At 65.1% G+C, this 24,454-nt stretch carries 23 protein-coding genes; 15 read left to right on the top strand and 8 right to left on the bottom strand.

All coding sequences use genetic code 11. From position 1 onward, the window contains the following. Positions 1 to 4: 4 nt before the first annotated feature. On the bottom strand, positions 5 to 970 hold the full coding sequence (locus BUB39_RS14245; RefSeq protein ID WP_084527389.1) for a carbohydrate kinase family protein: 966 nt from the start codon (positions 968 to 970) through the stop codon (positions 5 to 7). Positions 971 to 1,118: 148 nt separating this feature from the next. Between BUB39_RS14245 and BUB39_RS14240 the strand changes: the two genes are divergently transcribed. The 4 genes from BUB39_RS14240 (at position 1,119) to BUB39_RS14225 (ending at position 6,078) form a co-directional block, all read left to right on the top strand. Then, positions 1,119 to 1,856 (top strand): cytochrome c biogenesis CcdA family protein, encoded by a 738-nt coding sequence (locus tag BUB39_RS14240; protein WP_073055539.1) that lies wholly within the window; start codon positions 1,119 to 1,121, stop codon positions 1,854 to 1,856. 86 nt (positions 1,857 to 1,942) lie between these two features. Next, on the top strand, positions 1,943 to 3,298 hold the full coding sequence (glmU, locus tag BUB39_RS14235; RefSeq protein WP_073054523.1) for a bifunctional UDP-N-acetylglucosamine diphosphorylase/glucosamine-1-phosphate N-acetyltransferase GlmU: 1,356 nt from the start codon (positions 1,943 to 1,945) through the stop codon (positions 3,296 to 3,298). 127 nt (positions 3,299 to 3,425) lie between these two features. Then, positions 3,426 to 5,246, top strand: coding sequence for a glutamine--fructose-6-phosphate transaminase (isomerizing) (gene glmS / locus BUB39_RS14230; RefSeq protein ID WP_073055537.1), 1,821 nt, complete (start codon positions 3,426 to 3,428; stop codon positions 5,244 to 5,246). Between the two features lie 115 nt (positions 5,247 to 5,361). Beyond that, positions 5,362 to 6,078 (top strand): DUF502 domain-containing protein, encoded by a 717-nt coding sequence (locus tag BUB39_RS14225; RefSeq protein ID WP_073054521.1) that lies wholly within the window; start codon positions 5,362 to 5,364, stop codon positions 6,076 to 6,078. A gap of 4 nt (positions 6,079 to 6,082) precedes the next feature. On the opposite strand, the gene BUB39_RS14220 is transcribed toward BUB39_RS14225, so the two are convergent. Together BUB39_RS14220 and recG are read right to left on the bottom strand one after the other, a co-directional pair. Continuing rightward, positions 6,083 to 7,837, bottom strand: a complete 1,755-nt coding sequence (locus BUB39_RS14220; protein ID WP_073054519.1) for a chloride channel protein — start codon at positions 7,835 to 7,837, stop codon at positions 6,083 to 6,085. 65 nt (positions 7,838 to 7,902) lie between these two features. Then, positions 7,903 to 10,011, bottom strand: coding sequence for an ATP-dependent DNA helicase RecG (gene recG, locus BUB39_RS14215; RefSeq protein WP_073054517.1), 2,109 nt, complete (start codon positions 10,009 to 10,011; stop codon positions 7,903 to 7,905). Between the two features lie 139 nt (positions 10,012 to 10,150). Here recG and BUB39_RS14210 point away from each other — a divergent pair, with 139 nt between their 5' ends. The 3 genes from BUB39_RS14210 to BUB39_RS14200 are packed head-to-tail and all read left to right on the top strand — an operon-like array spanning position 10,151 to position 12,983. Next, positions 10,151 to 11,062, top strand: coding sequence for a class I SAM-dependent methyltransferase (locus BUB39_RS14210; RefSeq protein WP_073055535.1), 912 nt, complete (start codon positions 10,151 to 10,153; stop codon positions 11,060 to 11,062). Beyond that, positions 11,059 to 11,808 (top strand): pseudouridine synthase, encoded by a 750-nt coding sequence (locus tag BUB39_RS14205; RefSeq protein WP_073054515.1) that lies wholly within the window; start codon positions 11,059 to 11,061, stop codon positions 11,806 to 11,808. Before BUB39_RS14210 ends, BUB39_RS14205 begins: the two co-directional genes overlap by 4 nt. Then, positions 11,805 to 12,983 (top strand): BaiN/RdsA family NAD(P)/FAD-dependent oxidoreductase, encoded by a 1,179-nt coding sequence (locus BUB39_RS14200; protein WP_073054513.1) that lies wholly within the window; start codon positions 11,805 to 11,807, stop codon positions 12,981 to 12,983. Before BUB39_RS14205 ends, BUB39_RS14200 begins: the two co-directional genes overlap by 4 nt. A 19-nt stretch (positions 12,984 to 13,002) precedes the next feature. Here BUB39_RS14200 and BUB39_RS14195 read toward each other — a convergent pair whose 3' ends face one another. After that, entirely contained in the window at positions 13,003 to 14,283 is a 1,281-nt protein-coding gene (locus tag BUB39_RS14195; protein ID WP_073055533.1) for an O-acetylhomoserine aminocarboxypropyltransferase, read from the bottom strand. Between the two features lie 136 nt (positions 14,284 to 14,419). After that, positions 14,420 to 14,851: a CoA-binding protein gene (locus BUB39_RS14190; RefSeq protein WP_073055531.1), complete on the bottom strand. Its 432-nt coding sequence runs from the start codon at positions 14,849 to 14,851 to the stop codon at positions 14,420 to 14,422. A gap of 100 nt (positions 14,852 to 14,951) precedes the next feature. Between BUB39_RS14190 and BUB39_RS14185 the strand changes: the two genes are divergently transcribed. Together BUB39_RS14185 and BUB39_RS14180 are read left to right on the top strand one after the other, a co-directional pair. Continuing rightward, the gene (locus tag BUB39_RS14185) at positions 14,952 to 15,509 is read left to right on the top strand and encodes a TetR/AcrR family transcriptional regulator (protein ID WP_073054511.1); all 558 of its coding nucleotides are present in this window, start codon (positions 14,952 to 14,954) and stop codon (positions 15,507 to 15,509) included. A gap of 2 nt (positions 15,510 to 15,511) precedes the next feature. Beyond that, positions 15,512 to 15,844, top strand: coding sequence for a DMT family transporter (locus BUB39_RS14180; protein WP_073054508.1), 333 nt, complete (start codon positions 15,512 to 15,514; stop codon positions 15,842 to 15,844). Positions 15,845 to 15,868: 24 nt separating this feature from the next. On the opposite strand, the gene BUB39_RS14175 is transcribed toward BUB39_RS14180, so the two are convergent. Together BUB39_RS14175 and BUB39_RS14170 are read right to left on the bottom strand one after the other, a co-directional pair. Then, a complete protein-coding gene (locus tag BUB39_RS14175; RefSeq protein WP_073054506.1) occupies positions 15,869 to 16,711 on the bottom strand; it encodes an SH3 domain-containing protein in 843 nt (280 codons plus the stop codon). Next, a complete protein-coding gene (locus tag BUB39_RS14170; protein WP_073054504.1) occupies positions 16,708 to 17,157 on the bottom strand; it encodes a VOC family protein in 450 nt (149 codons plus the stop codon). Before BUB39_RS14170 ends, BUB39_RS14175 begins: the two co-directional genes overlap by 4 nt. Before the next feature lie 299 nt (positions 17,158 to 17,456). On the opposite strand from BUB39_RS14170, the gene rplM reads away from it, so the two are divergent. The 4 genes from rplM (at position 17,457) to gfa (ending at position 20,204) form a co-directional block, all read left to right on the top strand. After that, positions 17,457 to 17,921 (top strand): 50S ribosomal protein L13, encoded by a 465-nt coding sequence (gene rplM, locus BUB39_RS14165; RefSeq protein WP_073054502.1) that lies wholly within the window; start codon positions 17,457 to 17,459, stop codon positions 17,919 to 17,921. Between the two features lie 2 nt (positions 17,922 to 17,923). Beyond that, a complete protein-coding gene (gene rpsI / locus BUB39_RS14160) occupies positions 17,924 to 18,394 on the top strand; it encodes a 30S ribosomal protein S9 (protein WP_073054500.1) in 471 nt (156 codons plus the stop codon). A gap of 144 nt (positions 18,395 to 18,538) precedes the next feature. Beyond that, positions 18,539 to 19,522: an N-acetyl-gamma-glutamyl-phosphate reductase gene (argC, locus tag BUB39_RS14155; RefSeq protein ID WP_073054498.1), complete on the top strand. Its 984-nt coding sequence runs from the start codon at positions 18,539 to 18,541 to the stop codon at positions 19,520 to 19,522. A 106-nt stretch (positions 19,523 to 19,628) separates the two neighbouring features. Then, positions 19,629 to 20,204, top strand: a complete 576-nt coding sequence (gfa, locus tag BUB39_RS14150) for an S-(hydroxymethyl)glutathione synthase (RefSeq protein WP_073054496.1) — start codon at positions 19,629 to 19,631, stop codon at positions 20,202 to 20,204. Here the strand turns inward: gfa and BUB39_RS14145 are convergent. Continuing rightward, positions 20,194 to 21,216 (bottom strand): GlxA family transcriptional regulator, encoded by a 1,023-nt coding sequence (locus BUB39_RS14145; RefSeq protein WP_073054494.1) that lies wholly within the window; start codon positions 21,214 to 21,216, stop codon positions 20,194 to 20,196. The genes gfa and BUB39_RS14145 overlap by 11 nt on opposite strands. 115 nt (positions 21,217 to 21,331) lie before the next feature. On the opposite strand from BUB39_RS14145, the gene BUB39_RS14140 reads away from it, so the two are divergent. Both BUB39_RS14140 and BUB39_RS14135 read left to right on the top strand, forming a co-directional pair. Continuing rightward, positions 21,332 to 22,168: an alpha/beta fold hydrolase gene (locus BUB39_RS14140; RefSeq protein ID WP_073054492.1), complete on the top strand. Its 837-nt coding sequence runs from the start codon at positions 21,332 to 21,334 to the stop codon at positions 22,166 to 22,168. 256 nt (positions 22,169 to 22,424) lie between these two features. Continuing rightward, a complete protein-coding gene (locus BUB39_RS14135) occupies positions 22,425 to 24,446 on the top strand; it encodes a hypothetical protein (protein ID WP_139251481.1) in 2,022 nt (673 codons plus the stop codon). Positions 24,447 to 24,454: the final 8 nt, after the last annotated feature.

Genomic DNA, 24,454 nt, shown 5'->3' with positions numbered 1-24,454 from the left:
CGCCTCAGCCGGCGATTTCATTCCGCCAGGGCGGATCGGCGCCGACGCGCGAGCAGGTGACCGCAGCGACGCGGTTGGCAAAGTCGAGCGCATCCTTGAGAGCTGCATGGTCGATCGCGCGGATCGCGTCGATGCTGAGCAGGCCCTTTTCGGAGAGACGCGCGAGCAGTCCGCCCGAGAAGCTGTCGCCGGCACCCACCGTATCGGCGACGGTGATCGGTTGGACGGGGGAGAAGATCGATCCGGTGCGGGTATAGGCGGTCACGCCCGCGCCGCCGCGCGTCACAACGACGATGCCAGCTCCGCCGGCAAGCCATCCGGCCGCGATCGTCTCCGGCGCTTCACCCGGATGCAGCCATTCGAGGTCGGCGCCAGAGATCTTCACGATGTCGGCGCCATGGGCAAACACTTCCGCGCGCGCCTTGAAGGCTTCGCGATCGGGAATCAGCGTCGGCCGCACATTCGGATCGTAGCTGATGACACGCTTGCCGCGGTTCTGGTCCATCACGGTCGCCAGCCGGCTGGCGAATGGTTCGGTCGCGAGCGAGAAGGACGAAAAGTGCAGAGCCTCTACGTCGTCGGCCACGGACTCGTGCTTGGCGGGATCATGCAGGCGTCCGGCGCTGTTCTCGTCGAAGAACGCATATTGCGGCTCTTCATGCGCGAGGCTGACGAACGCAAGCGTCGTCGGGCGCAGCGAGCGCCCGGCATATTTAAGGCTGACATTGCTGCGCTCGAGCTCGGCGGCCAGCATCTCGCCGAAGAAGTCCGTCGAAATGCCGCCGAGGAAGCCGCTCTTGATGCCGAGACGCCCGGTGGTCAGAGCCACATTATAGGGCGATCCGCCGACCGCAGGGCGATAGCTGTCGCGGCCCTCGGCATCCTTCGTCGGCAGAAAATCGATCAGCGCCTCGCCGCAACTCACGATCATTCCGGTCACCTTGTGCTGGCCCCACGTCTTCCAAGCCATCTATCGGAAGCCGGAGGCGGCGCCAAGGGGCTCCGCGAGCGGTTGCCGGCAGCTTGACCGGCATCATCGCATATCCGTGACTGGCCCGCCGCGTCCGATCGCCTATAACCGTCGCGGGCCGCCTCCTGGCCCTGAGGCCATGGTGTCGATGCCGTCAGATGTCACGTTGTGGGGCGCCCTGATCGCCGGGCTGCTATCGTTCATTTCGCCTTGCGTCCTGCCGCTTGTGCCGCCTTATCTCTGCTACGTGACGGGCCTCAGCCTCGAAGAGGTGACGGCACGCAAGGCTGAGCGCGGGGTGCGGCGCGTGGTGCTGCGATCCTCCTTTGCGTTTGTGCTCGGCTTCTCGACGGTCTTCGTGCTGCTTGGCGCCACCGCCTCGGTGGTCGGCCGTATGGTGGCGCGCTACCAGGACATCCTGTCGATCGTCGCCGGCCTCGTGATCATCGTCATGGGACTGCATTTCCTCGGCGTCTTTCGCATCGCCTTGATGCACCGCGAGGCGCGGCTGCGGGTCGACAAGCAGCCGGCCGGCCTTGCCGGCGCCTATGTGCTCGGCCTCGCCTTCGCCTTTGGCTGGACGCCCTGCATCGGACCGGTGCTTGCCGCGATCCTGGCGGTCGCCGGCTCGACCGATACGGTGGCGCGCGGCGCCGGGCTGCTGGCGATCTATTCGCTGGGGCTCGGCATACCGTTCCTGCTGGTTGCGGGCTTTGCCGAGCATCTCGTCGAGGCGCTTGGGCGCTTCCGCCGCCATCTGCCGAAGGTCGAGAAGGCCATGGGCGCGTTCCTTGTCCTCGCCGGCCTCTTGTTCCTGACGGGCCAGATGTCGCGGATCTCCTTCTTCCTGCTCGAAACCTTCCCGATGCTCCAGCAGGTCGGCTGAGCCGCGGCGTGTTGAACCCGCTCGGCGCTTGACCGCAAGCGCCCGGATCGCGCAATGCTGGCCTCCATTCGACGAAGGGAGGACCCATGACCGATCGCTCATCGCTCGCCATCCTGCTCGCGGCCGGCGAGGGGACGCGGATGCGTTCCGCCCTGCCGAAAGTAATGCATCCTGTCGCCGGCCTGCCGATGATCGGTCATGTGCTCAAATCGGCCTCCGCCGCCGGCATCGGCCGTTTCGCCGTCGTGGTTGGCAGCGGTGCAGAGGCTGTGGAGCGCTTCGTCGGCAAGGCGGCGCCGTCCTCGCATATCTTTGTCCAGACAGAACGCCGCGGCACGGCCCATGCTGTCCTCGCGGCACGCGACGCGCTCGCCGACCCGGCCGATGACGTGCTGGTGCTCTATGGCGATACGCCGCTGGTGACACCCGAGACGATCGCAAGACTGCGCGCCGAGATCGCCGCTGGCGCCGCCGTCGTGGTGCTCGGTTTCCGGCCCGCCGATCCGACCGGCTATGGACGCCTGATCGTCGAGAAGGGCAGCCTCGTCGCCATCCGCGAGGAGCGTGACGCCTCACCAGAAGAGCGCCAGATCGGGCTCTGCAATGCTGGGCTGATGGCCTTTGCCGGTGCCGGTCTGCTGCATCTCCTCGCCTCCATCGGCAACGACAACGCCAAGCGCGAATACTATCTGACCGACGCGGTCGGCGTCGCCCATGCTGCCGGATTGCCGGTCGTTGCGATCGAGGCTGATGCGAATGAGGTGGCCGGCGTCAATACGCGCGTCGAGCTCGCGGAGGTCGAAGCCATCTGGCAAACGCGCGCGCGCCGTCGCGCCATGCTGGCCGGCGTGACGCTGGTCGCGCCGGAAACGGTGTTCTTTTCCCATGACACGCTTTTGGAGCCTGATGTCACCGTCGAGCCGAACGTTGTGTTCGGCCCTGCCGTGACGGTCGAAAGCGGCGCGGTCATCCATGCCTTCTCCCATCTCGAAGGCGCGCGGGTCGAAGCCGGCGCGGCTGTCGGGCCCTTCGCGCGGCTTCGCCCGGGCGCAAAGCTCGGGCCCCAGGCGAAAGTTGGCAATTTCGTCGAGGTGAAGAATGCCGAGATCGGTGCCGGCGCCAAGGTCAGTCACCTGACCTATATCGGAGACGCCCGTGTCGGTGCCGAGGCGAATATCGGCGCCGGTACTGTTACCTGCAATTACGATGGTTTCGACAAAGCGCTGACAGTGATCGGCGAGGGCGCCTTCATCGGCTCGAACAGCGCGCTGGTCGCCCCGGTTAATATAGGCGACGGGGCCTATGTCGGCTCGGGAAGCGTCATCACCGAGGACGTCGCGCCGGATGCGCTGGCGCTTGGGCGCGGACGGCAAGTGGAAAAGCCCGGCTGGGCCGCGCGCTTCCGAGCCGCCAAAGCGGCCACGCAGCGGAAGCGCGTCTGAGGGATCAATGAAAATCCGAAACAGGACGTGATTTCCGGGGTTTGCCAAGGACTATTAAGGGTTCTGGCGGCAGGGTCTGAAAATCGGCCGGATGATCGCCGGCCTCGGATCATGGGGGACGCGAGGCATGTGCGGCATCATCGGCATTCTCGGACTGACGCCGGTTGCGCCGCTTCTCGTCGACGGGCTGAAGCGCCTCGAATATCGCGGCTATGATTCGGCCGGCATTGCCGTCCTCGAAGAGGGCCATCTCGACCGGCTGCGGGCCGAGGGCAAGCTGCGCAATCTCGAAGCGAAGCTCCGCGCCAATCGCAAGACCGGACGCTCCGGCATCGGCCACACCCGCTGGGCGACGCATGGCGCTCCGACTGAGCGCAACGCCCATCCGCATGCGACCGAACGCGTCGCGGTCGTCCATAACGGCATCATCGAGAATTTTCGCGAATTGCGGCTCGAGATGGAGGCCGCTGGCCGCGTGTTCTCGTCCGACACCGACACCGAAGTCGTTGCCCATCTGGTGACGCTCGGACTCATCGATGGTCTGTCGCCCAAGGAGGCCGTGCAGGCGACGCTGAAACGGTTGACCGGCGCGTTCGCGCTCGCCTTCCTGTTCGAGGGCGAGGACGATCTGGTGATCGGCGCCCGCCGCGGCAGCCCGCTCGCCATCGGCTGGGGCAGCGGCGAGATGTTCCTCGGCTCCGATGCCATCGCGCTCGGTCCGTTTACCGACGAGATCACCTATCTCGAAGACGGCGACAGCGTCGTCCTGACAAGAGCCGGCGCCACGATCTTCGATGCCGACGACGTCGAGATTGCCCGCACGCCGACGACCACCGCCGGTTCGACCTATATCGCGGACAAGGGCAACCACCGCCATTTCATGGTCAAGGAGATCCATGAGCAGCCGGAGGTCGTCGGCCGGACGCTCGGGCATTATCTCGATCTCGTCGCAAGCGCCGCCAAGGCGGTCGACGACATCGACTTCTCGCGCATCGACCGCCTCTCGATCACGGCCTGCGGCACTGCCTACTACGCCGGCTTCGTCGCGAAATACTGGTTCGAGCGGATCGCCCGGCTGCCTGTCGACATCGATATCGCCTCGGAGTTCCGTTACCGCGAGCAGCCCCTGTCGAAGGACGGATTGTCGATCGTGATATCGCAATCCGGTGAGACAGCCGACACTCTGGCCTCGCTCCGCTACGCGAAGGGCCAGGGCCAGCGGATTGCGGCGATCGTCAATGTCCGCGAATCGACGATCGCCCGCGAGGCGGATGTCATGCTGCCCATCCTCGCCGGGCCGGAGATCGGCGTCGCGTCGACCAAGGCCTTCACCGCCCAGCTCGCCGTGCTCGCCGCGGTCGCGATCGCAGCCGGACGGGCGCGCGGTACCATCGATGCCGCCGAGGAAGCGCTGCTCGTCCGGAGCTTCAGCGAGGTTCCGCGCCTGATGCATGAGGCGCTCCGCCTTGAAGGCCAGATCGAGGCGCTCGCCCGCGATCTCGCCAAGGTGAAGCACTGTCTCTATCTCGGCCGCGGGACGAGCTATCCGATCGCACTGGAGGGCGCGTTGAAACTGAAGGAAATCTCCTACATCCATGCCGAAGGCTATGCGGCCGGCGAGCTGAAGCATGGACCGATCGCGCTGATCGATGAGGAGATGCCTGTCGTCGTGATCGCGCCTTATGATCGCGTCTTCGAGAAGACGGTCTCCAACATGCAGGAGGTGGCCGCCCGCGGCGGACGGATCATCCTGATCACTGACCGCAAGGGCAGCGAAGCGGCAGCGATCGACGCTGTCGAGACCTTGATCCTGCCGGAAATGCCGGCGGCGGTGACACCGCTCGTCTATGCGATCCCGGTCCAACTGCTCGCCTATCACACGGCTGTCTTCATGGGCACCGACGTTGATCAGCCGCGAAACCTCGCCAAGTCGGTGACGGTCGAATAGCAGCGCCGCTGCGTTGCCTCTGCCGCTGCCATCTGGCGCGGATCGAGGCTGGCGATCCTTTTCGCAGCCGTCATAATGCCGTGGCAGAGTTCGCCTTTCGGCGACAGGAGACGGCATGAGCCTGGACGAGCCTCAGATATCCGTACCCGTCGATTCGCCTGGTCGGCGTATCGTCAAGCGGCTGCGGAACTACTTCCTGACCGGCCTCGTGATCGCGGCGCCGATCTCGATCACCATCTATCTCACCTGGTCGCTGATCAAATGGATCGACGGCTGGGTGAAACCGGTCATTCCGCGCGAATACAGCCCCGACTCGTATCTGCCGTTCTCTGTGCCCGGCTTCGGTGTGCTGGTCGCCGTGATCGCGCTGACGCTGCTCGGCTTCCTGACGGCGAATTTCGTCGGCCGCACGCTGGTCGGCCTCGGCGAATCGCTCGTTGGCCGCACGCCGCTGGTGCGCAACCTCTATGGCGCGCTGAAGCAGCTGTTCGAGACCGTGCTCTCGTCGAAGGGCAAGTCGTTCCACAAGACCGCGCTGATGGAGTTTCCCTACAAGGGCGTCTACGCGATTGTCTTCATCGCCACCGAGACGCGCGGCGAAATCCGCCAGCGTATCGGCCAGGACGGCGAGGAATGGGTGACCGTGTTCCTGCCGCCAAGCCCGGCGCCGACGGCCGGCTTCATGCTGTTCGTAAAGCGCAGCGAGCTGATCGAACTCGACATGACGGTCGAAGAGGCCGCGAAGGTGGTGCTGTCCGCCGGCCTCGTCACGCCGGAATACGATCCGGCGCGGCTCCATCCCGCGCTGCCGCCGCGCCTGCCGGCCGCCTGAGCGCTTAACTCTCGCCTGAAAGGGAGCGTCGCGCCTTGTCGAGTTCTTCTGCATAGCGGCGCAGCAGATGGGCCTCGGTCAGGAGGCCGATGACCTGTCGGTGATCCGTGTCGTCGACGACGACGAGTTCCTCGCTTTCGGCGGCATCGAAGGTCGCTGCCGCCTCGCGCGCCGTCATGTCGGGAAGCAGCATCCGGTCCGGGTAGCGGCAGAGCTTCGCGACGCTATGTTCGCCGGGTTCGGCGCTCGCATGTGCATCGGAAACCAGCACAATGCCGGCATAGGCGCCGGCATTGTCGGTTGCCACCACACGCTGCGCCGAGCCGAGCGGGTAGAGACTGCGAAAGGCGTCGAGCCGCATCGAGGCCAGGATCGGCCGCACATCCGTGCGCATCATGCGTCCCACGGTCAGATCACGGAGCCAACCGATATCCTGTGCGCCGCGGATCGTCTCGCCACGCAGATGCAGTCGCCATGTCGAGAACGAATAGCCGAAGAACTGCCGCACCATCGTCGTCGAGAGCACCGAGGCGGCCAGCACGATGCCGGTCAGCTGCAGATCGCCGGTCACTTCAAGCGCCAGGAATGTCATGGTGAGCGGACCGCCGATGATGCCGACCGCCAGCGCACTCATGCCGACGATCGCCGTCACAGTCGGATCGAGGTCGAGCTGTGGAAAGGCGAGCTCGAGCGAGGCGCCGTAGAGACGACCGACCAGGACGCCGAGGAACAGCGAGGCGAAGAATAGACCTCCGCGGAAGCCCGAGCCCACCGAGGTCGAGGTCGCGGCGATCTTGACGAGGATCACCAGCAGAAGCGTGCCGATGGCCGGGGTCGTCGCCAGATTGAGGTAGAGCGCGCCATGCCCGCCGGACAGCGCCTGCGGCGTGATCAGCGCCAGCAGGCCGACCGCGGCACCGCCAATCGCCGGCCGGAAGAAGCGCGGAATGCCGCTCTTCTGAAAGCCAAGTTCGACCAGCGTGATAAGGCGCATGATGCCGATCGCAAGCAGGCCAAGCAGCAGTCCGAGCAACAGGAAAGGCGGATAGTTCGCAGCCTCGATATGGAAGTCGCTCGGAACTGTGATGACATGCGCGTCAAGGCCGAGACCCCGCGCAACGAGATAACCCGTCAGGGCGGCGATCAGGACCGGAGCGACATTCGCAACGGAATAGACGCCGATGATCAGCTCGAAGCCATAGAAGGCCCCGGTCAGCGGGCCACCGAATGCGGCGGCGATAGCGCCGGCCGAGCCGCAGCCGACGACAAGGCGGAGATCGGCACGGCGCAGTCCAAGGCGCGTACCGATGGCCGAAGCAAAGCCGCTCGCAACCTGCGTATAGCCGGCCTCGAGACCGACCGAGGCGCCGAAGCCGTTCGAGATGACGCTTTCGAGACCGACGCGCAGGCTGTCGAAGAGTGACATCTGCCCCCCATGCAGCGCATTGGCCTCGATCGGGTCGACGATCAGGCGGCGTCGCTTGCGAAAGAGGAAGACGACGAGACCGAGCAGCGCCCCGCCGGCAAGCGGAACGGCGACCTGCCACGGCTCGATCGACGCGGCTGCGCTGAGCTGACTGCCCGGATCGATGCCGAAAAGCAGGACATGCAGTGCCTCGGTCAACAAGGAGATCGTCACGACGATCACGCCGGCAAGCGCGCCGATGATGGCCGCGAGCAGCAGCAGCGACGGCTCGCTGGAGCGGAAGAGGGCGCGAACTCGCGCCAGCGGACGTTCGGGGGGAGCGGGCGGAGGCATGACGCTCGAACGGTTCGGCGGGAGCCAAACGCCTACCCGTAAATCGCGGCCGAGGCGAGGCGTAATCAGCCGGCGCGCAACAGGCGGATCGCTTCGTCGCGGCCAAAGAGATAGAGCAGCAGCCGCAGGGCCTTGCCGCGCTCCGAGATGAGATCGCGGTCGCGCTCGACGATCAGCCGCGCATCCTGCCGCGCGATCTCGAACAGCGCGCCGTGCTCCTCGAACCGGGCGATGCGGAAGCCCGGCACGCCGGACTGCTTGGTGCCGAGCAGATCGCCCTCGCCGCGCAGGCGGAGATCTTCCTCCGCGATGCGGAAGCCGTCCTCGGTCTCCCGCATGATGGCGAGGCGGCCATGCGCCGTCTCGCCGAGCGGTCCGCGATAGAGCAGCAGACAGGTCGACGGCTTCGAACCGCGCCCGACACGTCCGCGCAATTGGTGGAGCTGCGCGAGGCCAAAGCGTTCAGCATGCTCGATGACGATGATGGTTGCATCCGGAACGTCGACGCCTACCTCGATCACGGTCGTCGCGACGAGGAGCCGCGTGTCGCCGCGCTGGAAGGCCAGCATCGCAGCATCTTTGTCCGCCGCCTTCATACGGCCATGCACGAGACCGACCGCAGCACCCAGCGTCGCTTGCAGCTCGGCGAAGCGGGCTTCAGCGGCTGCGGCGTCAACCTCCTCCGACTCCTCGACCAGGGGACATACCCAATAGACCTTGGCGCCACCTTCGATGGCGGTCGCGATGCGCCCGACGACCTCGTCGAGACGTTCGAGCGGAATGGTGCGCGTTTCGATAGGGCGCCGGCCGGCTGGCTTTTCCGTGAGCTTGGAGACGTCCATGTCGCCGAAGGCGGCCAGCACCAGCGTGCGCGGGATGGGCGTTGCCGTCATTACAAGGATATCGGTCGCAGCGCCCTTGCCGGCGAGCGCGAGACGCTGATGCACCCCGAAGCGGTGCTGCTCATCGACGACGGCAAGGCCCAGATCGCGAAATTCCACGCCCGATTGAAAGACGGCATGCGTGCCGACGACGAGATCTATGGCGCCCTCTGCAAGCCTTTCGAGGATTGTGACGCGCTCGCGGCCTTTCTCCCGGCCGGTCAGGACCGCCAGGCGCATGCCTGCGGCCTCGGCGAGCGGCGCCAGCGATTTCGCGTGCTGACGCGCGAGCAGTTCGGTCGGTGCCATCAGGGCGACCTGCGCGCCGCTCTCGATGACGATGGCGGCCGCCATCAGCGCCACCAGCGTCTTGCCGGAGCCGACATCGCCTTGGAGGAGGCGCAGCATCCGGTCCGGCGCCACGAGGTCCGTCTCGATCTCGGCAATCGCTTGGCTCTGGCTCGCCGTCAGGCTGAAAGGCAGGGCCTCCACGATCGCATGGCGCATGCGGCCATCGCCGACCCGTGCACGACCGGAGGCACGGCGAAGATTGGCGCGGGTGAGGGCGAGCGCCAGCTGGCTGGCGAGAATCTCGTCATAGGCGAGACGCATCAGCGCCGGACTTGTTGCGGCCAGATCTTCCGCACCACGCGGTGTATGCGAGGCGTCGAGCGCATCGTGGAAGTCCGGCCAGCTCCGCTGGGCAAGCAGCGGAGCGTCGAACCACTCGGGCAAATGCGGCAGGCTATCGACTGCGCCGCGGATCGCGCGCGCCAACGTCTTGCGGGCGAGACCCGCTGTCATCGGATAGACAGGCTCGATCATCGGCAGCTTTTCAAAGCCATCCCGATCGACGACATGATCCGGATGGACCATCTGCGGGCGGCCGTTGAACCACTCGACCCGGCCGCTGACATAGCGCGTCTCGCCGACCGGCATGGTGCGTTCGAGAAAGGCCGTCTCGGCGTGGAAGAAGACGAGCGCAATCTCGCCGGTCTCGTCCTGCCCGAAGACGCGGTAAGGCTGCTTGCGATTGCCCGGCGGTGGCGGCTGATGCCGGTCGATCCGAAGCGCAAGCGTCACGATCGCGCCCTCAGGCGAAAGAGCGATGCCGGGCTGTTTGCGGCGGTCGATGACGCCGGTCGGCATGTGGAACAGCAAGTCGACAACCCGCGGCGGCTCGCCGGCAGCATTGAGGCCGAGCAGCCGGCTGATCATCTCACCGACCTTCGGCCCGACTCCGGGAAGGCTCGTGACCGAGCGGAACAGCGGATTGAGGATATCGGGACGCATTGCCGGCATGATTCTCCTTGCCCCCAACATCCATGGCCACGCCCGCTCCGGCAACCCGGACCGCCGCCGAGCTGTCAGGGACTTTCGCGATCCGCCGTTGCGGGGTAGGAACCCCGAAGATGATCAGATGTGGCGGGACATGGCGGACAGCAAGCAACAGGGTGTTTATGGCGAGCCACCCGCGGAACTCGCCGAAGTGGCGAAGGACGCGGCGCAATTCTCGCCGCTGATGCCAGGCGCCGCGAAGCTCGAAGAGCGCGACCACGACCTAGCCACGCTGGCGATGCTGGCCCCTCCGGGGACGATCGAGCGGCGCTATGTGCTGGCGCTCGCCTTGAAGGCGCTGGCGCCGGGCGGGCGGTTCACGGTGATGGCGCCTGTGAAGAAGGGCGGCGCGCGCCTTGTGGCGGAGCTCGAGGCCTTTGGGCTCGCCGTCGCCTCTGCCCCCCGCCGGCATCACCGCGTCTGCGAGGTCGTGATTGATCGTCCGCTCGAAGGCATCGATGAAGCGATTGCCGATGGCGCGCCGCGCATTGTCCCCGAACTCGGGCTCTGGTCCCAGCCCGGCGTCTTCGCGTTTGATCGCATCGATCCCGGTACGGCCGCGCTGATCGAGGTACTGCCGTTGCTCGAGGGCCGCGGCGCGGATCTGGGCTGTGGCATCGGCATCCTGGCCCGCGCCGTGTTGCCGTCGCCGCTCGTGACATCGCTGACGCTGGTCGACATCGACCGCCGGGCCGTCGAATGCGCCGAGCATAATGTCGTCGACGCCCGCGCCAACTTTCTCTGGGCCGATGTGCGAACGGCCGCATTGCCCGAGGCACTCGATTTCATCGTCATGAATCCCCCCTTCCATGACGGCGGCGCAGAGGACAGGGCGCTCGGCCAGGCCTTCATCCGCCGCGCCGCCGGCAGCCTGCGCCGCGGCGGCCGTGCCTTCGTGACGGCAAACCGGCATCTGCCCTATGAGGACGTGCTCAAGGCGAGCTTCAAGGTGGTCCGCCTCATCGGCGATGCCGACGGCTACAAACTGTTTGAGGCCATCCGATGAGCAAGGCGCCGACCGCGAGGCTCGACAAGCTGCTGGCAAATCTCGGCTATGGCTCGCGCCGCGAGGTGCAGACGCTGATCGAGGGCGGCCGCGTGATCCTCGATGGCGAGGCCGAGACCGACCCGGCGCAGCGCGTCTATGTGACCGCCGACCTCGCGACCCGCATGACGGTTTCAGGTGTGGCGCTCGACCCGGCGCCCGGCTTCATCCTGATGCTGAACAAGCCGCTCGGCGTCACCTGCTCGCAGAAGGATATCGGCCCGCTGATCTACAGTCTGCTGCCCGAGCGCTGGCGCCGGCGCGACCCGGCCATCTCGACGGTCGGGCGGCTGGACAAGGAGACGTCCGGCCTCATCCTCATGACGGATGACGGGGCGTTGCTGCACCGGATCATCGCCCCGAAAAGCCATGTGCCGAAGCGCTATCGCGTGTCGCTCGCTCGCCCGCTCGATGGCAGCGAGGCTGCGGCGCTCGCCGCGGGAACGCTGATGCTCGAAGGCGAGGAAAAGCCGCTGCTTCCGGTCGCGATGGAGACGCTTTCGCCGACAGAGTGCTTCGTGACGCTGAACGAGGGCCGCTACCATCAGGTTCGGCGGATGTTCGCGGCGCTCGGCAACCATGTCGACGCACTGCATCGTGACCGCGTGGGCGGGCTCGCTCTTCCCGGAGACCTGGAGCCGGGTGCGTTTCGCATTCTCGGCCCGACGGAGATCGACGCCATCTTCGCCACCCCGAGGCCCGCGTGACGCGGTTCGACGTCGTCGTCATCGGCGCCGGAGCCGCCGGCATGATGGCGGCCGCCGAGGCCGGCAAGCGGGGGCGCCGCGTCCTCATCGTCGATCACGCGCGCACGGCCGGCGAGAAGATCCGTATCTCCGGCGGAGGCCGCTGCAACTTCACCAATGTCGGCGCCGCGCCGGCAAATTTTATCTCGGCCAATCCACGCTTCGCAATCTCGGCGCTGTCACGCTACCGGCCGCAGGATTTCATCGCGCTGGTCGAGCGTCACAAGATCGCCTGGCACGAAAAGAAGCTCGGACAACTGTTCTGCGACGGCTCCGCGCGACAGATCGTCGAAATGATGATCGCCGAAATGGCGTTCGGCGACGTCACGCTGCGCCTTGGCTGCCCGGTCGGCGCGGTCGGGCATGGTCCGGATGGCTATCGCATCGACCTGCCGGAAGAAACGGTCGAAGCGCAGTCGCTGGTCGTCGCCACCGGCGGATTGTCGATCGCCAAGATGGGCGCGACTGATTTCGGCTATCGCATCGCGCGGCAGTTCGGCCTTGCCATCGTCGAGACCCGGCCGGGACTGGTGCCGCTGACATTTGAGCCAGCGCTGCTCGAGAAGACCGCACCCCTGGCCGGGCTCGCCGTCGACGCCATCGCGCGCGCGGGCAAGACATCGTTCGACGAAGCGCTGCTCTTCACCCATCGCGGTCTCAGCGGCCCGGCGATCCTGCAGATCTCATCCTACTGGCGGCCGGGCGAGGCGATCGGCCTGTCCCTTCTGCCCAGCATGGATGTTCTCGCTGCGCTGAAGGCCGCTCGCGCCGCGAATGGGCGCCAGCAGGTTGCGACGTTGCTCTCCGAGCAGATGCCGAAGCGGCTGGCGCAGTTCATCGCGAACGAGTCCGGCGCGAGGCCAAACCTTGCGGACTGCTCTGACGCGGTGCTGAAGACGGTGGATGCCGCCGTGAACAACTGGCGGGTCAAACCGAACGGCTCGGAAGGCTATCGGACCGCCGAGGTGACGCTTGGCGGCGTCGATACTGCGGGCCTCGATTCGAAGACGATGCAGGCGAAAGTCGTGCCGGGCCTCTATTTCGTCGGTGAGGTCGTCGACGTCACCGGCTGGCTCGGCGGCTACAATTTTCAGTGGGCGTGGTCATCAGGCTGGTCGGCGGGGCAGGCTGCCTGAGCCCGCCCCGCGCCAGCGGTTAGCCGAGCGCCTGCTGCAAGTCGGCGATGATGTCTTCCTTGTCCTCGATTCCGATCGAGAGACGCACCACATCCGGACCCGCGCCAGCCTGCACCTTCTGTGCATCGGACAACTGCCGATGCGTCGTCGAGGCCGGGTGAATGATCAGCGAGCGCGTGTCGCCGATATTGGCGAGATGCGAGAACAGCTTGACCGACGAGACGAGCTTGATGCCCGCCTCGTAGCCGCCCGCAAGGCCGAAGGTCAGCACGGCCCCGGCGCCCTTCGGCACATAGCGCTTCGCGAGATTGTAGTACCGATCGCCCGGCAAGCCGGCATAGCTGACCCAGGATACTGCCGGATGATCGACGAGGAATTCCGCTACGGCGCGCGCGTTCTCGGAATGGCGCTGCATGCGCAGCGGCAGCGTCTCAATGCCGGTGAGGATCAGGAATGCGTTCTGCGGCGCCAGCGCCGGTCCGAGATCGCGGAGGCCCAGCACGCGGCAGGCAATGGCAAAGGCGAAATTGCCGAAGGTCTCGGCGAGCACGATGCCGCCATATTCGGCGAGCGGCGCGGACAGCTTCGGATAGCGGCCCTCGCGCGTCCAGTTGAAGCGACCACCATCGACGATGATGCCGCCGATCGAATTGCCGTGGCCGCCGAGGAACTTGGTGAGCGAATGCACCACGATGTCGGCGCCATGCTCGAACGGCCGGCAGAGATAGGGCGTCGCCAGCGTGTTATCGACGATCAGCGGCACGTTGGCCCGCTTGGCGACGGCTGCGATCGCCGCGATGTCGGTGATGATCCCACCCGGATTGGCGATCGACTCGATGAAGATCGCCTTGGTCTTTGGCGTGATTGCCCGCTCAAAGGACGAGATGTCGTCCGGATCAGCCCAGACAACGTTCCAGCCAAAGCTTTTGAACGCATTGCCGAACTGGTTGATCGAGCCGCCATAGAGCTTCTTGGAGGCGACGAACTCGTCGCCCGACGTCAGGAGCGTGTGAAAAACGAGGAGCTGCGCCGCATGGCCCGAGGCGACGGAGAGTGCGGCGGTGCCGCCTTCCAGCGCCGCGACGCGCTCTTCCAGCACGGCATTGGTCGGGTTGCCGATGCGGGTATAGATGTTGCCGAAGGCCTGCAGCCCGAACAGGGCGGCGGCGTGGTCGACGTCCTCGAACACGAAGGACGACGTCTGATAGATTGGCGTCACCCGCGCGCCGGTCGTTGGATCTGGCTGCGCTCCGGCATGTACCGCGAGCGTCGCAAATCCCGGAATCCTGTCTTCAGCCATCTTGTCCTCCCAAGCCAGACGCATTCGCGCACCTGATGGTCCGCGCACTTTTTCTATCGATAGCGCGAAGCGATGGCGCCTGGCAAAGAAGGATTTTCCGCGTTTTAGCCGCGAATGGCTCGTTTGTGCTCGCTCGTCAGCGGCTTAGCAGGCGCGGCCGCTCGATTGCGGGACACCGGTCCATCACGACCCTGACCCCGGCCGCTTCGAGCCGCGCCGCCGCTGAATCATTGCGGATCGCAAGCTGCAGCCAGACGACCTTCGGGAGCGGATCGAGCGCCAGCACCTCATCGACCAAAGCCGGGATCGCATCGGAATTCCGAAACACATCGACCATGTCGATCGGCACCGGCACGTCGGCGAGCCGGGCCACAACCGTCCGTCCGTGGATCGTGCCGCCGGCAAGTCCGGGGTGGACCGGATAGGTCGCGTAGCCCGCGCGATTCAAATAGGCGAGCACGCCATTGCTCGGACGATCGGGCTTCGGGCTGGCGCCGACCATGGCGATTGTCTGCGTCGTCGCGAGGATGTCACGCAGATAGTCATCATCATAGCGGTCGTGATCGATCGTCATCGGTGAGCTCCTGATGCGGGAATCATCAGATGAGGCCCGAACGCCTCAATCACAAGGCTGGACGCTCGAACATACCGCGCGGTATGTTTCGTTCATGTCGCAGGCTCATCGCAAACCCAAAGACCCAGAACAGGTCCGCGCCACGCTGCTCGATTGCGCGCGCACGCTGGTCGTGGACGCGGGCGTCGCAGGGCTCAGCGTCAACGCCGTCGCCGCGGCGGCCGGCGTCACCAAGGGTGCGTTCTTCCATCATTTCGGCAGCAAGTCCGCCCTCGTCGATGCGGTCTTCGCGGGCCTCTTCGACGAGCTCGACCGCGAGATCGACGAAGCGATCGCGGCAGACGGTGAGCGGTATGGTTGCTTCACCCGCGCCTATATCGGCTCGGTGTTCCGCGCCGACGAACGCCATCAGAGCCCGCCTTTTGCGGGCCTCTGGATATCCGCCATCGCCGATCCGCAGATCCGCACCGCCTGGGCCGCATGGCTGCGGCGACGGCTGGGCCAACATGTCGAGACCGACAGCGACAATGCGTTGCAACTCGCCCGGTTCGCGGCGGATGGCGTGTGGTTGGCTGACATTCTTGGCTTCGAAACCGACGATCGGGCAGGGCTGCGCGACCGCCTTATGGAACAGACGCGGAAGGGCGCCTGATCATGCAGAGCTATCTCTTTCTGGGAATTGCGATCTTCGCCGAGACGATCGCGACCTTGTCGCTGAAGGCCTCCAACGGCTTCACGCGGCTCGGGCCATCTCTGGTCGTCGCCGTCGGCTATGTCACCGCCTTCTACTTCCTGTCACTGACGCTCCGCGCGATCCCGATCGGCGTCGCCTACGCCGTCTGGTCCGGCATCGGCATCGTGTTGATCTCGGCCATCGGCTGGGCGGTGTTCGGCCAGAAGCCGGACGCCTGGGGCACCGTCGGCATCGGCTTCATCCTTGTCGGCGTGATGATCGTCAACCTGATGTCGCGGACGTCGGCTCATTGAGCCGACGCCGATGGCTGGAGCCCCTCAGAGACTCGGCACCATCACGGCCGTCACGGCCCAGTGACCTTCGACCTTGCCGTAGCAGACGCTGACCGCCTGGAAGCCGAGCGAGGCGTCGTCGCTGGCATAGCCGGTCTTGCCCGAGGGCAGGGCGACCGAATACCAACCGCCATCATCCGCGGCCTCGGCATCATTCGTATCGGGCGCTGTGGCACCCCCATCCGCCGGAGGAACGTCGACAGAGCCCTCGATGAACGGAACCACCGAATTGGCCGGCAGTGTCTCGATGACCGGCGACTTGGCGTCGGGTTTCTCGTGGAAGTCCGTCTTGTCGGACAGAATCCACAGGTTCCCGGGCGGAACATCGGCCGCGGCTGCCATCTCCAGCGCCTTGTCGCGATCGAAGATCGGTTCCGCGGGCGAGCACAGCCGGTCGCCGGCGATCTTGGACTTGCCCACCGTCCTTGGCTCGATGGCCGTGCCGAACAGGTCGATCACCATGCTGTCGAGATCATCGCGGGTGTAATCGACATCCGCCGAACCCATCAGAATTGCAGCCTCGTCGAGCCGCTGTTCGCCCTCATGCTTGTCTGGATTGGCGAGAGGGCCGGGTGTCGTGGCATCGGGGAAGCCGACGGGCGGCGCGTAGATCAGAAGGTCCTTGGCGACCTGAAGCTTCAGGAAAGCGGCATCGCCGCCGTCGATCGCCTTCTGCAGCGAATCGATGAAGGCCTTGAGCTCGGCATCATCGGCACCGGCCGTGTCATAGGTGGCGACAACCGGCGTGTAGGGCGTGGCGGCAAAAGCCTGCGAGCCGGCAAGGGCCGACGTCGCGGCGAGCAGAAGAGCGAGCGTTCTGATTTTCATACGACGGGTCCAGGGAGGACGAGGCGACCTGCCTCATCAAAGGAAATGAATGGGTTAAAGGCCACCTCCCAGAGATGGCCGTCGGGATCGGCGAAATAGCCGGAATAGCCGCCCCAGAAGACTTTCGCCGCCGGCTTGACGATGCGGGCGCCGCAGCGCTCGACATGCGCGAGGGCAGCATCGACCTCGGCTTCCGAAGCGACATTGTGCGCCAGCGTCACCGCGCGGAAGCCGTCGCCGGCTGGCGCGACCGTGGCGTCGTCGGCGAGGTGGTTGCGGTCGAACAGCGCCAGCACGACCCCGGACAGTTGGAAGAAGACGATCTGCTCCTGGCTGGCCGAGGACGGCCGCCAGCCGAGCGACTCGTAGAACGCTCTCGACTTCGCGACATTGGCGACACCCAGCGTCACGATGCTCAATCGGGGAGAAAGTCCGCCTTCGGTCATTGTCTTCTTCCTGGTCGCGCGATTGGGACGACACAATAGCCGATCGGCAGGTAGCGGGAACAGTTCATCCCGGCCGCTGCCAATGAGCCCTATCATCGTGGCGGAAATCGGCCGGACACGATTTGCGGTATCATATTACCGCAATAGCCAGAACTATGATTTTTATAGAGCTTTTGCCGCTGAGGCGATCTTGTCATGGTTGACGCGCGGACAGCGAAACTGTAGATAACCCGCCGATCGACGGGCTCGTCCCGTTGCCTTCCCTTATGCCCCCGAGGGCACGAGAAACGAGTTCGATAATGAGCACCATTTCCACCAAGCCGGCGGATGTCGAGAAGAAGTGGATTCTGATCGACGCCGAAGGGCTGGTCGTCGGCCGGCTCGCCACCATCGTGGCCAACCGTCTGCGCGGCAAGCACAAGGCCAGCTTCACGCCGCATGTCGATGATGGCGACAACGTCATCATCATCAATGCCGAGAAGTGCGTCTTCACGGGCCGCAAGTACCAGGACAAGCGTTACTACTGGCACACCGGCTATATCGGCGGCATCAAGGAGCGCAGCCCGCGCCAGATCATCGAGGGGCGTTTCCCCGAGCGTGTGATCGAGAAGGCCGTCGAGCGCATGCTCCCCGAGGGTCCGCTCGGCCGTCGGCAGTTCAGCAATCTGCGCGTCTATGGTGGCTCCAGCCATCCGCATGAGGCACAGCAGCCTGAAGTGCTCGATGTCGCCGCGCTCAATCCCAAGAACAAGAGGGTTGCCTGAACATGGCCGATCTTCAGTCGCTCCAGGACCTCGTCTCGACTTCGTCCGAGAACGCCGCTCCGGTTCATGTCCAGAAGCTGGACGCCCAGGGCCGCGCCTATGCCACCGGCAAGCGCAAGAACGCGATCGCCCGCGTCTGGATCCGTCCGGGCACCGGCAAGATCACCGTGAACACGCGTGAGTTCTCGGCTTATTTCGCGCGCCCGGTGTTGCAGATGCTGGTTCGCCAGGCGATCGGCGTTGCCAATCGCAATGGCCAGTATGACATCGTCGCCACCGTTGCCGGCGGCGGCCTCTCGGGCCAGGCTGGCGCGCTGCGCCACGGCATCTCGAAGGCGCTCACCTATTACGAGCCCGAGCTGCGCGGCGTCCTCAAGAAGGGCGGCTTCCTGACCCGCGACAGCCGCGTCGTCGAGCGCAAGAAGTACGGCCGCGCCAAGGCGCGTCGCAGCTTCCAGTTCTCCAAGCGCTAAGCCGCGTCAACAGACGTTTCGGAAAGGGCGCTTCGGGAAACCGGAGCGCCCTTTTTGCATGGTCCCGTCATACCCACCTGATAGGGCCGGTTGGCGGGCACTTCATCCGCATACCTCCACGACTTGCTCAAAGCGGAGACGATCATGTCAGCCAAGGTCTTCATCGACGGCGAAGCCGGAACCACCGGGCTGCAGATCCGCCAGCGCCTGGAGGGGCGGCCGGATATCGCGCTGCTGTCGATCGAGCCGGAGCGGCGCAAGGAAACGTCCGCACGGGCCGAGATGATGAACGCTGCCGACGCGGTAATTCTCTGCCTGCCCGACGATGCGGCCCGCGAGGCGGTGACGCTCGTGACCAATCCGGAGACGCGGATCATCGATGCCTCGACGGCGCATCGCGTGTTCCCGGGCTGGGCCTACGGTTTCGCCGAATTGGCGCCGGGCCAACGCCAGAAGATCGCCGAGGCGACCCGCATTGCCAACCCTGGCTGCTATGCGACGGGCGCCATCGCGCTGATCCGGCCGCTGGTCGATGCCGGCCTGCTACCCGCCGACTGGCCGCTCTATGTCAACGGCATTTCCGGCTATTCCGGCGGAGGCAAGGGCCTCATCACCGAATTCGAGCAGCAGACCCCGCCGCCCGGCTCGCACGACGCGTTCCGGCCCTATGGCCTGACGCTCGCCCACAAGCACCTGCCGGAAGTCGTGCGCTATGGCTCGATCGCCGAAGCGCCGATCTTCACGCCGGCGGTCGGTCGCTTCGCTCAGGGCATGATCATCGAGCTGCCGCTCCATCTCGGGCGGCTGCCCGGCAAACCCTCGGCGTCTGATCTCACGGCCGCCTATGAGGCGCATTACAAGGGCGAGCGGTTCATTGAGGTGCTCTCCGCCGACGAGGCGGCTGAAGTGCAGAAGGCGCGGGCGGGCGCAGCCGGCTTTCACGCCCTCATAGACCCTGAAAACCTCAACGGCACCAATCGCCTGCGCATCATGGCCTTCGGCAACGCGTCGAACGGGCAGGGAATGGCACTGGCGCTGCTCGACAATCTCGGCAAGGGTGCCTCGGGCGCCGCGGTGCAGAACCTCAATCTCGCGCTCGGTCTCGAGGAGGCCGCCGGCCTTTCCTGATCGCCCTTTGGGGGGCCCCAATGATTCGTTCCCAAAGCATGGGAACGGGTCTAGCTTTTCTCCTGCCCGCGCCAACGGGCCAGAAAAGAGCGAGAGGGAGCAGGAAATGCCAGAGAAGGTTCTTCTTCACCCGGCGATCGACGATGGCATCGTTGCGGGATCCGACAGCTTCGCAGGTGGCACGCTTGTCTGCCTCTGTGTGGACAAGCCAGTGAAGGTGCGGATCGATGGGCAGGTGGTGCACAACCATGCCTGTGGCTGCACCAAATGCTGGAAGCCGGCCGGTGCGACATTCTCCGTCGTCGCGGTCACCCCGACGGCGAATGTCCATGTCGTCGAGAACGGCGACAAGCTGGCGGTCGTCGATCCTGGCGCCCTGATCCTGCGCCATGCCTGCAGGGCCTGCGGCGCTCATATGCACGGCCCGGTCGAGCGCGACCATGCCTTCCAGGGGCTCACCTTCGTCCACACCGAGCTTTCGAGCGACAAGGGCTGGCAGGCGCCGCAATTCGCCGCCTTTGTCTCGTCGGTGATTGAAAGCGGCGTTTCGCCGAAAAAGATGGACGGCATTCGGGCCCGAATCCGGGAGGTGGGACTGGAGCCGTATGACTGCCTCTCGCCGCCGCTGATGGATGCGCTCGCGACATTTGCGGCGACGAAAGCAGGCACCTTCAGGGAATAGTCGGGACCAGCGGCTCCTCCGGATCCTGCAGTACCGCACCGAAGCGGCGCCGGTAATCGGCCGGCGCCAGGCCTGTCAGCCGCTGGAAGATGCGGCGGAAGGCCGAGACGTCGCCATAGCCGACGTCCCATGCGATTTGCTCGATGCTTCTGCGGCTTGTCTCGAGCTGTTCGCGTGCTTTCGCGACGCGGATATGCTGCGCATATTCTGTCAGGCGCAGTCCCGTTGCCTTGAGGAAGCGGCGCTGGAATGTCCGCTCACCTAATCCGGCCCGGCCGGCGAGCATTTCGATCGCATGATCGCGTGCGTTTGTGGTCTGTAGCCAGTTCTGGACCTTCAGGATCGCCTCGTCGCCATGATCCCGGCGCTGCACGAACCCGATGAAGGGTTGCTGCAGGCGGCCGGGAGGGTCGGTGAGGAGGAAGCGCGCGGTATCGAGCATAATCGAGGGGCCGAGCTGTTGCGCCACCATCGTCAGGCCAAGATCGGTCCAGGCGAGGATGCCGCCCGCCGTGACGACATCGCCGTCGTCGATGAGCATGCGGTCGGCATCGACGCGGAGCTGCGGGTAGCGCTCGGCAAGCTCGGCGGCGAACGCCCAGTGCGTCGTGACATCGCGGCCGTCGAGAAGGCCTGTCTCTGCGGCGAGGAATGCCCCGGCGCAGACCGAGCAAAGCCGGGTGCCGTTGCCGTGTTGCGCCAGCAGCCAAGAAACGAGCGTCTGCATCGGCTGCATCCGAGAGGGCACGATCAGGCTGGGCGGGACGACGACGTAACCGAGCCTGTGCGGACGTCCTGGATGGCTATCGAATGTGCAGACGACCTCCGCGCCGAAAGCATCGAGCTGCCAGTGGCTGACGCGAATGGCAGGCGTCGTTTCGCCATCGGCACGGTCGCGGCTGATCTCCCCCGCAATACGAAAGAGATCGGTCAGTCCGTACACCGCCGCAAGCTGGCAGTCTGGATAGCAAAGGATCGCGACCTCGGTGCAGATGCTGTCCGGGAGATCCATCTTGTCGCTTTTACCCCTCAGAATGTCACTCCTGCCACGCACGCAACCAAGCTTCGCAGCGCTACATATTCGTCCAGCAGGCCGGCATGGGGCCGTCCTGGCCGAGGGAACCATCATGAGCACGATCACGACCGCCGACGGAACCGAGATCTTCTACAAGGACTGGGGCCCGAAGGATGCGCAACCCATTGTCTTTCATCACGGCTGGCCCTTGTCGAGTGACGACTGGGACGCCCAGATGCTGTTCTTCCTCAGCAAGGGTTTCCGCGTCGTCGCTCATGACCGTCGCGGCCACGGCCGATCAGCGCAGGTCAGCGACGGCCACGACATGGACCACTACGCTGCCGACGCCTCGGCGGTCGCTGAGCATCTCGATCTCCGGAACTCCGTCCATATCGGCCACTCCACCGGCGGCGGTGAAGTCGCACGCTATGTTGCGAAATTCGGCGAGCCGCAGGGGCGAGTCGCGAAGGCCATTCTGGTCAGCGCCGTGCCACCGCTGATGCTGAAGACCGAAGCCAATCCGGGCGGCCTGCCGATCGAGGTTTTCGACGGCATCCGTGCTGGCCTCGCCGCTAACCGCGCGCAGCTCTTCGTCGACTTCCCGACCGGCCCCTTTTATGGCTTCAACCGCCAAGGCGCCGAAGTCTCGCAGGGCGTCATCAACAACTGGTGGCGACAGGGGATGATGGGCAGCGCCAAGGCGCATTATGAAGGCATCAAGGCTTTCTCCGAGACCGACCAGACCGAAGACCTGAAGGCGATCACTGTCCCGACGCTGGTTCTGCACGGGGAAGACGATCAGGTGGTTCCGATTGCCGATAGTGCCCTCTTGTCCGTCAAGCTGCTGAAGAACGGCACGCTGAAGACCTATCCAGGCTATCCGCATGGCATGCTGACCACCCATGCCGAGGTGATCAACGCGGACCTCCTGGCCTTCATCACCAGCTGATCGAACGGCAACCGGCCCGTTAGGGGGCCGGCGCATTGCAGTGGGATGCTCAAGCGTTCCACTGCAACCGCGCGAAATGCCAACCGACAATTGCGGTGGGCGCCGCGCTCGGCCATAACGCGACGGCGATGATCTCAGCCGACCGCGAGGGACGAATGCCGCCCAGACACCAGCTCGCCGTGCCGCCCCACCTTCCAGCAGCAACGTTAGCCGTTGCGGCAACCGGCGGGACCGCGGCCCCCGAAAGGGCGGCATCGTGAGCGAACCTTTGGCTAGCCCAGTACCGTCTCCAACTCAGAAGCCGCTGCCGGCTGTCTGGTTCGTAGCGGCCGGTGTGCTCTTTGCTGTTGCCTCGGTAATGCAGTCGCTCCGCCAGGGCCAATTGGCAGCGCCGGCCACGTTCGACGACATCGGCTATTTCGTCGATTCCGGCCGCAGGTTGCTCAGCTTCTACGATCTCGGCTTCTCGGGACTTTTCAAAGGTTACGTCGCAGATTCTCCGCATGCACCAACCGCGACTGCAGTCAGTTTCATCGGCTTCCTCATATTCGGCATCAACGAATGGGCGCCCGCGCTGGTCAATACGGCCTGGGTCGTAGCCCTTTTGCTTGTTGTCCGGCGTTGGTTCGCAGATCTGCCCGCCTGGGTGACCGCGACCGTCGTCATTGCGGTGCTCGCTTGGCCGGTCCTCGGCTTCCTCGTGATCGAGGCGCGCCCCGACATCGTCAACGCGTTCCTGCTCGCCTTCGGCTGCATCGCGCTCGTCGAGCGACCGTGGGTCGGCGCGGGGCGCAGACGCCTGCTAGCGATCGCGCTGATCTTTGCTGCGGCTCTCCTGACCAAGCCATCGGTCTTTCCGATCACGATCGCGCTCTACGGCTTCAGTCTCATGCTGGCGACGGGGCTCGACTATCTCGAGCGGCAGCGGACGCTGAAGCCGGGCACGATGCTCCGCCACAATGTGGCTGCGGTGGCCATTACCCTTGTCGTCGTGCTTCCTCACTACATCTTGGCCGCCGCCCGCGAGATCCAGTACATCATCGTCACCACGTTCACGCGGGAGAAGGACCTCTGGGCCGTCAAGCTGCCGCCCTATGAACAGGCCACTTTCTATCTCTGGGGCGGACAGGGTGGCCACAAGACCATGGGTGTCTGGGTCTTCGTGACCTTGGCGCTTATCGTTGTTGCGGTTGTCGGGCTCGTGATCCGTCGGCGCGATTCCGCGCTTCGCAGGGTCGCCGCGATGGCTCTGATTTTTTGCGCCTCCTATGCCTTGGTGTCGCTACCGGCGCATAAATCGGTCTTTCTCGGCATTCAGGTTACAGCGTTCTGCCTCGTATTCTTCCTGCTGGCTGCGCGCGCCCTGTTCTCGGCCGCGCTGGCCCACAAGGCTTGGCAAAATGGCTTTGCAGCCGCCTTGGCCGTCGTTCTGGTTGGCACGGCCCTGTCAAGCTTTCAGTGGCACTGGTTCAATAAGGAGGGTAAGCAGAGCGTCGCTTCACTTGACGTCCTGGCAAAGCGGCGCGCCCTGATCGATGCGACTTACGAAGCGACAAAGCCGCAAGGCGACACCGTATCGAGGATATACTTTCCGGCAATCACGGATTATCTGAATGCAGATGTCCTGGACTTCGCCTTCATTCAGCGGAGTGATGCGACCGATCACGCCTTCGACGCTCACCGCTCGGACGATGTGGCGGAGCACCTCGCCAATATCGAAGCGGCGTCACATGTGGTTTTGTTCTCGCCCGATGATCCTGACCTCATCAGCTGGCTGCCGAGCGTCAGATCGCTGCCGGCGGTCCGCGAGGCCGTCAAAGCCAATTCCGACTTCGTGAGGATCGCGTCGCTGACGCCGCCCCTTTCGGGTGGACCTATTGAAATCTATGCGCGGAAGACGAGCCTCCCGACGCTGGCACCCGGCACCGGGATACTTGGGCTTGAGGGCCCCTATCCGCAGTGGAACCTACCGCAGATGCGCTGGGTGATTGGCTCGGCAGCGACGCTCAAACTCTTGGATACGACGCCTGGTAAGGCGACCCTTCGTCTCGACGTCATGTCGCCCGTGCCTGACCAGACGATCTCCGTCTCGATCGGTGGTCGCGGCCAAGGCCATTGCACGATCGCGGTCGCATTCAAGAAAGAGGGCGAGACATGCTTCGTTGAACTCACGATCGCGCCGGGAGACCAAGAAATCGTCCTGACTTTCAGCCGTATCGACATGAGCAATGATCAGAAGCGTGCGCTGATCCTGTTGGGCTATTCTCTGCGGCGTTGAGGGATCGC

It is taken from the genome of Kaistia soli DSM 19436 (assembly GCF_900129325.1).
Classification (GTDB): Bacteria; Pseudomonadota; Alphaproteobacteria; order Rhizobiales; family Kaistiaceae; genus Kaistia; species Kaistia soli.
Note: the sequence above shows the minus strand (reverse complement) of the source record. Positions and strands in the feature narration are given on the sequence as shown.